Origin of the sequence: Accumulibacter sp., assembly GCF_023806565.1 — a bacterium.
In the GTDB taxonomy this organism is placed as follows: Bacteria; Pseudomonadota; Gammaproteobacteria; order Burkholderiales; family Rhodocyclaceae; genus Accumulibacter.
In genome coordinates, this window is record NZ_JAMTDV010000133.1 from 1 (window position 1) to 8344 (window position 8344).

Sequence of the window (8344 nt, forward strand, 5' to 3'; positions counted from 1 at the left end):
CGGCGGCAGCGAGCAAACGCTTCGCCACGCCACCGCTCTTCGCGGTGCCTCAAGCCGATGGTCGCGAACAAGAAATATGGTCCTCCACCGGGGCAACGGCGGTCTTCCAGCCGAGTTCAACGATACTTTCGCAGGAGTCGGCGCGGCCAGTCTCGTTGTCGAGTCACCGGATGACCGGCCGGCCAAGGATGTGGCGAGCAAGGCGCTGGAAGTCTGCGAGGCTTGCGTCAAAGTGTGCCATCCGCAAACTCTACGTGATCGAATCGGATGGCGCGCATCCTCTTTCTGTAACGGCCCGCTCCGAGGGGAACGCCGGAATCCAGGCGGCTGGAGATCCAAGGTCTGCGGCGGCCGATCGAGGAACGCAGAAAGTGCTTCGGGCTCCTGAGGGGTTCTGCCGCCCGGTCGAACCGCCGCGTTGATCACTCGCTTCCCCCGCGGCTCCTTGCGCAGCCCTCCGGCGCCGGTGGTCGCCGTACAGCCGCCGACGACTCGGCGCCGCGGCTCAGCGAGGCGGGTTGTCGAGCAACTCGCCGAGAACGTAGGGCAGGATGCCGCCGGCGCGATAGTAACTGACCTCGATCGGGGTATCGATGCGGCAGAGCAGCGGGCGTTCGAGGCGCTCGCCGCTGGCGCGGCGGATCACCAGGCGGAGTTTCTGCATCGGCCGCAGGGCGTCGTCCAGGCCGAGAATGTCGAAGCTTTCGTCACCGCGCAAAGCGAGCGAAGCGACCGAATCACTGCCGATGAACTGCAGCGGCAGCACGCCCATGCCGACCAGATTGGCCCGGTGGATCCGCTCGTAGCTGCGCGCGATCACTGCCCGCACACCGAGCAGGCGGGTTCCCTTGGCCGCCCAGTCGCGCGACGAGCCGGTGCCGTATTCCTCGCCGGCGAAAACGAGCGTCGGCGTGCGGCGCTCGATATGGCGCATTGCTGCCGCAAACACCGTCGTCTGTTCGCCATCTAGGAGGGTGTAGCCGCCCTGCGGCCGGCGTCCGTCGGCATCGATCGGCAGCATCAGATTGCGGATACGGACGTTGGCAAAGGTGCCGCGCATCATCACTTCGTGTTGGCCGCGGCGGGCGCCGTAGGAGTTGAAGTCGGCGCGCCCGACGCCCTGTTCGCGGAGCCATTGCCCCGCCGGCGTGGCCTCGCCGAAGGCGCCGGCGGGCGAGATATGGTCGGTCGTGACGGAGTCGCCGAGAATGAGCAGGGCGTGCGCGGAGTGAATGTCACGCACCGACTGCTCGGGCAGTTCGAGAAACGGTGGACGGGCAATATAGGTCGAAGGTGGCCAGTCGTAGACCTCGCCAACCGGCGCCGCGATGGCCTTCCACAGGTCCTGGTCGGCGCCGACGTCGGTGTAACGTTGGCGGAAGGTTTGCGGGTCGAGAGCGAAGGGCAGCACGGCGTCGATTTCTTCGGAGATCGGCCAGACGTCGCGGAGGTAGACCGGTTGGCCGTCGCTGCCGAGGCCGAGCGGTTCGCTGTCGAGGTCGATGTCGACTCGGCCGGCAATGGCAAAGGCGACGACCAGCGGTGGCGAGGCCAGATAATTGGCGCGCAGATTGGGGTGGATGCGCGCCTCGAAGTTGCGGTTGCCGGAGAGCACTGCCGCCGCGACCAGTTGGTGTTCGCTGATCGCCTGGTTGAACGCCGGGTCGAGGTCGCCCGAGTTGCCGATGCACGTCGTGCAGCCGTAGCCAACGAGGGCAAAGCCGAGCTCCGCGAGCGGCTTCAGCAGGCCGCCCCTTTCCAGATAATCGGTGACCACGCGCGAACCCGGCGCCAGCGAGGTCTTGATGTGCGGTTGCACGCGCAGACCCTTGGCGACGGCCTTGCGGGCGAGAAGACCGGCAGCGATCATCACCGCCGGGTTGCTGGTGTTGGTACAGGAAGTGATCGCCGCGATCAGCACATCGCCATGGCCGAGGTCGACTCCTGCGCGTGCCGTCGGGTAGCGTTGTCCGATGGTCGCCGGTGGCCGGGCGAAACCGTCGGCCGCTTCCGGCGCACTCAGCAGGCGATGAAAGCGATTCGCCATCTCGGGCAGCGGAATGCGGTCCTGCGGCCGTTTGGGCCCGGCCAGCGAGGGAACGATGCTCGCCAGATCGAGCTGGACGACGCGAGAGTAATCGACGTCGCCGGCACGTGGAATTCCGAAAAGGCCCTGCGCGCGGAAATACGCCTCGAAGAGCGTGCAGTCCGCGTCGCTGCGACCGGTGCCGCGCATATAGGCGACCGTCCTCTCGTCGACCGGGAAGAAGCCCATCGTCGCCCCGTACTCGGGCGCCATGTTGGCCAGTGTCGCGCGATCGGTCACTGACAGGCTGCTCGCGCCCTCGCCAAAGAACTCGACGAAGGCGCCGACCACCTTCTCGCGGCGCAACAGTTCGGTCACCGTCAACACGAGGTCGGTGGCGGTGATGCCCTCGCGCAGACGGCCGCGCAGTTCGACACCAACCACGTCGGGGGTCAGGAAATAGACCGGCTGGCCGAGCATCGCCGCCTCCGCCTCGATGCCACCGACTCCCCAGCCGACGACACCGACGGCGTTGATCATCGTGGTATGGGAATCGGTACCGACCAGCGAGTCGGGAAAATAAACCCGTCCGCGCGAGCTTTCCTGCCAGCGCACACCTTGGAACAGATGTTCGAGGTTGACCTGATGGACGATGCCCACCCCCGGCGGTATGACGCGAAAGTTCTCGAAAGCCTGCATTCCCCATTTCATGAACTGATAGCGTTCGCGGTTGCGTTCGAATTCGCGCGCCATGTTCTGTTGCAGGGCCTGCGGGGTTCCGTAGTGATCCACCTGCAGCGAGTGATCGACGACCAGGTCGACCGGTACCAGCGGCTCGATGCGTCGCGGATCGAATCCGCGCGCTCGCGCAATGTGTCGCATTGCTCCCAGATCGCAGAGCAGCGGCACGCCGGTGAAATCCTGCAGAACGACACGCGCGACGACGAACGGAATTTCCGCACTGCGACTTGCGCGCGGCCGCCACTCGGCGAGCTCAAGGATGTGCCGCTCGCTGACGCGCCGGCCGTCGCAGTGACGCAGCAGCGCCTCGAGAACGATGCGCAACGAAACCGGCAAGCGGTCGACATGGCCGATTTCGCTGGCGACCAGCGCCGGCAAGGAATAGAACCAGGCCTCCGGTTGCCCGGGAGGGGTAAAGCGCGACAGCGTATTGAATGGCGAGCGGGGCATGCGGAATCTCCCAAGAAACGGGTGCGCGAGCGCAGGTACCCCAATGACAGTTCGGGGCCGTCCGTGTTCCCCTGCCGGACGCTGTCGACCGAGTCTCCGCCATCCTATATGCTTGCGCGTGCCGATGCGGCCCACCGCGCTGCGCCTGCAGAGCCCGTGAAGCCCCCCGCCCATCGTTTCGCCACCATCCACTTCCTGAGGAGACTCAAATGGCTGCAAAGAAGATCCTGATGCTTACCGGCGATTTCACCGAAGACTACGAGACCATGGTGCCATTCCAGGCGCTGCAGATGGTCGGCCATACCGTCCATGCCGCCTGCCCGGGGAAGAAGGCCGGGCAGCAAGTGCGCACGGCAGTGCACGATTTCGAAGGCGACCAGACCTACAGCGAAAAGCCAGGCCACAATTTCACCCTGAATGCCGATTTCGCCGAGCTGCGGGTGGAAGAATACGATGCGCTGGTCATTCCGGGTGGTCGCGCGCCGGAGTATCTCCGGCTCGATCCGGCGGTGCTTGCCGTCGTGCGGCACTTTGCCGCTGCCGACAAACCGATCGCCGCGATCTGCCATGGCGCGCAACTGCTGGCGGCGGCGGGCGTTCTTTCGGGCCGCCTGTGCAGCGCCTATCCGGCGTGTGCGCCGGAAGTGCGCGCGGCCGGGGGCAGCTATGCCGAGATCCCGGTCGACCAGGCGCAGGTGGACGGCAATCTGGTCACCGCTCCCGCCTGGCCGGCGCATCCGGTCTGGCTGGCGAAATTCCTGCAGGTTCTCGGCACCCGCATCGAAGCGTAAGCCGTCCGCTGCCGCCGTGGGCAAGGGGGGCGACGCCGGGCGCTGATCTGCCTGTCCGGTGGCTCGGCCAGCGCGGGTCACTTGACTTGCAAATGCGAATTGTTATCATATGCGGAGTATCCACGCTGCTTCAGACCCGGAGTTCGCCAAGATGTTCTTGACCAGGAAAGTTCTTCTGACCGCCGCCCTGCTGGCGCTACCCGTCGCTGCGCTGGCGGGCGAGGCGGAATTCGCCATCACCATCAAGGACCACCGCTTCGATCCTGCCGAAGTACGCGTGCCGGCCGGGCAGAAGATCAAGCTGGTGGTGAAGAACGACGACAAGACTGCCGAGGAGTTCGAGAGCAAACCGCTCAAGCGCGAAAAAATCATCCAGGGCGGCGCTTCGGCGACCATCGTCATCGGCCCGCTCAAGCCCGGCAGCTATCCGTTCTACGGCGAGTTCCACGAGGCTACCGCCAAGGGCGTGATCATCGCCGAGTAAGTACCCGGCTGCCTGGAGTCTGCAAGATGCTTGGTTCGGCCATCATCGTCTTTCGCGAATCACTGGAAGCGTCGCTGATCGTCAGCATCGTCGCCGTCGCCACCGTCGGCCTGCCGCATCGGGCGCGCTGGATTGCTGCCGGTATTGCCGGTGGCGTCGTCGGCTCGTTGCTGGTCGCGATGATGACGGAACACATCGCGGAACTGGGCGGTGGCATGGGACAGGAGCTGTTCAGCGCCGGTGTGCTCGGCATTGCCGTGCTGATGCTGGCCTGGCACAACATCTGGATGGCGCGTCACGGAATGGAAATGACGCGACAGGCTCGGCAACTGGGCAGTGACGTGCGTTCGGGCGAGCGCGAAATGTCTGCACTGGCGATCGTCATCTCGTTGGCAGTGCTGCGCGAGGGCTCGGAAACGGCGCTGTTTCTCTACAGTCTGTTCATCGGCGGGAACGAAAGCGTCGCCAGCGTGATTGGTGGCGGCATACTTGGTCTTGCCGCTGGGGTCGCTGCTGGCTGGGGACTCTACGCGGGTTTCGTGCGGATTCCCGTGCGCTGGTTTTTCTCGGTGACCAGCGTGCTGGTGCTTGCGCTGGCCGCCGCAATGGCGAGCAACATGGCCCGCTTTCTCGTGGCAGCCGACGTACTGCCGGCGTTGGCCGATCCGCTGTGGGATACCTCCGCGTTCCTCGACCAGTCTTCGCTCACCGGTCAGTTGCTGCACTTGCTGATCGGCTACGAGGCGCAGCCCTTGGGAATACAGGTTGTGGTTTTCGTGACCACACTGGCGCTGATTCTGTTCGGCATGTGGCGGTTCCGCCTGCGGCCGCCAACCCGTCCGCCCGCTTCGAAACTGGCGGACTCGACCGCCTGAAAGGGCGGTCGCCGACGTTTGCTCCAGGCCACCAGGGCAGGGCGCCAAGCGATCGGCAAGTCGAGCGCAAGGTACGAAGCGTACTCGGCCGCCGCGCTGGCGCCCGGGATTCCCTCCGTTCTGGTCAGCCGCGGTTCGGCGCGCCCCCCTGGCTGGGCGGGCATGCCAAGTCGGTCGGATCGGCACGATTGGAGTGGAACACCTAGAAGACCATGCGGCGCGGTGCCATACTGTTTCTATGGGAGTCGGTTTACGGCCAGCCGCCAGGGCATCTCCTCAACGCCGCTACTCGCTGCGCGCAAGTCTTCTTTTGCTCATCGCCGTGTGCGTCCTGCCGGCGGCCGTCGTCTCCGGGAGCTTGGCTTACGCGAATTATCGTCTGCAGCGCGAGCAGACCTACCAGAACACGGTCCTGCTGGCACGCAAGATCGCGTCGGACCTGGACCGCGAACTGTCGGCGGTGGAGTCGGGATTGCGCGTCCTGGCGACTTCACCCGACCTGGCGGCTGGCGATCTGCGCGCCTTTCATCAGCGCGCGCGCGATGCGATCAAGTCGCAGATCGTCTACAACTATGTCCTGATGGACCGAAACGGACGTCAGTTGCTCAATACCCTGCTACCGTTCGGCACCGCCCTGCCGAGCGCAGGTTCCCCCGCCGAACTGACTCGCGTTTTCCATTCGGGCGAGGCAGTTCTTACCGATCTGTTCATCGGTCCGGTTACCGGAAGGCCGCTGATCGCCATGGGCGTACCCGTGCATCGCGATGGTCGAGTGGTCTATGGTCTCGACGCCGGCTTGGCACTCGGCCGCATCGGAGCGATTCTGGGCCGCCAGCATTTGCCAAAGGAATGGCTGGCGGCGGTTTTCGACAGTTCCGGGACGATCGTCGCGCGCTCTCTGGACGCCGAGCGTTTTGTCGGCGAGAAGGCAGTGGACGGCCTGCTGGAAGGGTTTGCCGCGCACCGCGAGGGAACGCTGGAAACCGTAACCAAGGAAGGTACGCCGGTAGTTTCGTCCTTCAGCAGGTCCGCAGTGTCCGACTGGCGGGTGGCGGTTGCGGCGCCGAAGGCGGCGCTCGACGCCGAACTCTATCGCCTGGTCGCCTGGGTACTGGCCGGCACCACGGTCGCTGTCGGACTCGGCTTGTGGCTGGTCGCTCGCCTGGCACGTCGAGTGACTGTTTCCATTCGTGGCCTGAATGACGCTGCGTTGGCGCTTGGCAATGGCAAGCCGGTCGAGCTGCCGAGTGTGCAACTGCACGAAGCGGATGCGATCGGTGTGGCCATCGTGCAGGCGTCGGCAGTGATGGCGCAGGTGCATCACCTCGCCTACCATGATGCCCTGACCGGTTTGCGCAACCGCGTGCTGTTCGATGAACTGGTGGCCCACCAGTTGGCGGCCGTCGTGCGCAGCCAGGGGTCACTGGCGCTTCTTGCCCTCGATCTCGATGGTTTCAAGGCCGTCAATGATCGGCAGGGGCACGCGGCCGGGGACAGGGTGCTGAAGATCGCGGCGAAGCGGATTACGAGGACGATCCGGACGGCGGACGTCGCGGCGAGGCGCGGTGGCGACGAATTCGCCGTCCTGCTCGTCGATGCCGATGAGCAGGACGCCATGCAGACCGCACAACGACTGGTGGCGGCTCTCGCGGAACCGTATCCGGACGTGGCGTCGCCGGTGTCTGCGAGCGTCGGTGTCGCCGTCTTCCCGCAATCGGGCTGCACGGCGGCAACCTTGCTTGAAGGCGCGGATCGGGCTCTGTATCGTGCGAAGGAATGCGGCAAGCGCTGTGCAGTCATCGACGTCGCGGCCAATTGCCTGTTGCAGTAGTTCTCGCCGGACAGCGAATCCGCCAACCGCCAGTGACCGATGGGGCAGCGCCGGTTGGCGCAGGGCGGTGGGAATCCTGACTGGAGATGATTGGCCATGCCGGTTGGTGTTGAGGGTCCGACATTGACTCTGCTGTGGATCGCGCTGGTCTTGCTGGCCTGCTCCGGCGGCCGGGAAAGCGGCCGGTCGGACGCTGGCGCGAGGCGTGCGCGGGACGAATTTCGTCAGAATCCCGTGGTGAGGCCGTGTCTCGCACTCCCGCTTGCTGCCGTTGCGCCATGCCTGGGCAGGGGTGCGCGTTCGCTCATCGTTGCCATGTTCGCGGCAGCGCTTCTTTGTGGCTGTGCGCCCTTGCCGCCGAAAGGGGCGACGAAGGCGAGCTGGCAACCGTCACCCAATTTCGACCAGCGCAGGCCGAACCTGGTGATCATCCACCACACGGGGGACGATACCCTCGAACAAGCACTGCGGACGCTAAGCTCTCCCGAACGCAAAGTCAGTGCGCATTATCTGATCGGTCGCGACGGCAGGATCGTCCAACTGGTCGATGAGAGCGATCGCGCTTGGCATGCCGGCAAGTCGTGGTGGGCCGGTTTCACCGACATCAATTCGGTGTCGCTCGGCATCGAGCTTGACAACAACGGCCGCGAGCCTTTCGCCGACGCCCAGATAGATTCCCTGCTCGAGCTGTTGGCCGACATTCGACAGCGCCACCACGTGCCACCGGCAAATTTCATCGGTCACGCCGACGTTGCCCCGGCGCGCAAGGACGATCCGAGTCGATTCTTTCCCTGGCAACGGCTGGCTGCCCAGGGCTTCGGTCTGTGGTGCGACACCACGCCGCCGCCAGCCCCGATCGGCTTTGATCTGGCGGCGGCACTTGCCGCCCTCGGCTATGACCCGCGCACGCCCGAAGCATCGCTGAAGGCTTTCCGCCTGCACTTTGTCCGCGCTGATCGGCCACTTTCTGCCGAGGAGGAAAATGCCGTGGCTTCCTGTCTGTTGCAAAAGAAGCTGTCGCCGAGCCAATAGTCGGCGGAAACCGCTGTCGCTTTGCGGGCATGAAAAAGCCCAACCTTGTGAGTTGGGCTAAGTATTTTTTGGTGGAGACAGGCGGGATCGAACCGCCGACCTTCTGATTGCGAA

Annotated in this window: 6 protein-coding genes; 5 read left to right on the forward strand and 1 reads right to left on the reverse strand. The window is 65.0% G+C overall.

Going from position 1 to position 8344, the window contains the following annotated elements; all coding sequences use genetic code 11:
* Window positions 1-505: 505 nt before the first annotated feature.
* Window positions 506-3217 (reverse strand): aconitate hydratase AcnA, encoded by a 2712-nt coding sequence (gene acnA / locus NFV80_RS16165; protein WP_295327740.1) that lies wholly within the window; start codon window positions 3215-3217, stop codon window positions 506-508.
* A 209-nt stretch (window positions 3218-3426) separates the two neighbouring features.
* Here acnA and NFV80_RS16170 point away from each other — a divergent pair, with 209 nt between their 5' ends.
* From NFV80_RS16170 to NFV80_RS16190, 5 genes are all read left to right on the forward strand, one after another.
* Complete coding sequence (locus NFV80_RS16170) at window positions 3427-4008, forward strand: DJ-1/PfpI family protein (protein ID WP_295327738.1); 582 nt, start codon at window positions 3427-3429, stop codon at window positions 4006-4008.
* 151 nt (window positions 4009-4159) lie between these two features.
* Complete coding sequence (locus tag NFV80_RS16175; protein WP_296759345.1) at window positions 4160-4492, forward strand: cupredoxin domain-containing protein; 333 nt, start codon at window positions 4160-4162, stop codon at window positions 4490-4492.
* A gap of 26 nt (window positions 4493-4518) precedes the next feature.
* A complete protein-coding gene (locus NFV80_RS16180; RefSeq protein ID WP_295328392.1) occupies window positions 4519-5367 on the forward strand; it encodes an FTR1 family protein in 849 nt (282 codons plus the stop codon).
* A 358-nt stretch (window positions 5368-5725) separates the two neighbouring features.
* Window positions 5726-7198, forward strand: a complete 1473-nt coding sequence (locus tag NFV80_RS16185; RefSeq protein ID WP_366143444.1) for a sensor domain-containing diguanylate cyclase — start codon at window positions 5726-5728, stop codon at window positions 7196-7198.
* Window positions 7199-7294: 96 nt separating this feature from the next.
* The gene (locus NFV80_RS16190; RefSeq protein ID WP_295328388.1) at window positions 7295-8230 is read left to right on the forward strand and encodes an N-acetylmuramoyl-L-alanine amidase; all 936 of its coding nucleotides are present in this window, start codon (window positions 7295-7297) and stop codon (window positions 8228-8230) included.
* Window positions 8231-8344: the final 114 nt, after the last annotated feature.

Bases quoted from the DNA above. Each gene is read 5' to 3' on its own strand.
- acnA (WP_295327740.1), bottom strand. From the start codon at position 3,217: ATGCCCCGCTCGCCATTCAATACGCTGTCGCGCTTTACCCCTCCCGGG.
- NFV80_RS16170 (WP_295327738.1), top strand. From the start codon at position 3,427: ATGGCTGCAAAGAAGATCCTGATGCTTACCGGCGATTTCACCGAAGAC.
- NFV80_RS16175 (WP_296759345.1), top strand. From the start codon at position 4,160: ATGTTCTTGACCAGGAAAGTTCTTCTGACCGCCGCCCTGCTGGCGCTA.
- NFV80_RS16180 (WP_295328392.1), top strand. From the start codon at position 4,519: ATGCTTGGTTCGGCCATCATCGTCTTTCGCGAATCACTGGAAGCGTCG.
- NFV80_RS16190 (WP_295328388.1), top strand. From the start codon at position 7,295: ATGCCGGTTGGTGTTGAGGGTCCGACATTGACTCTGCTGTGGATCGCG.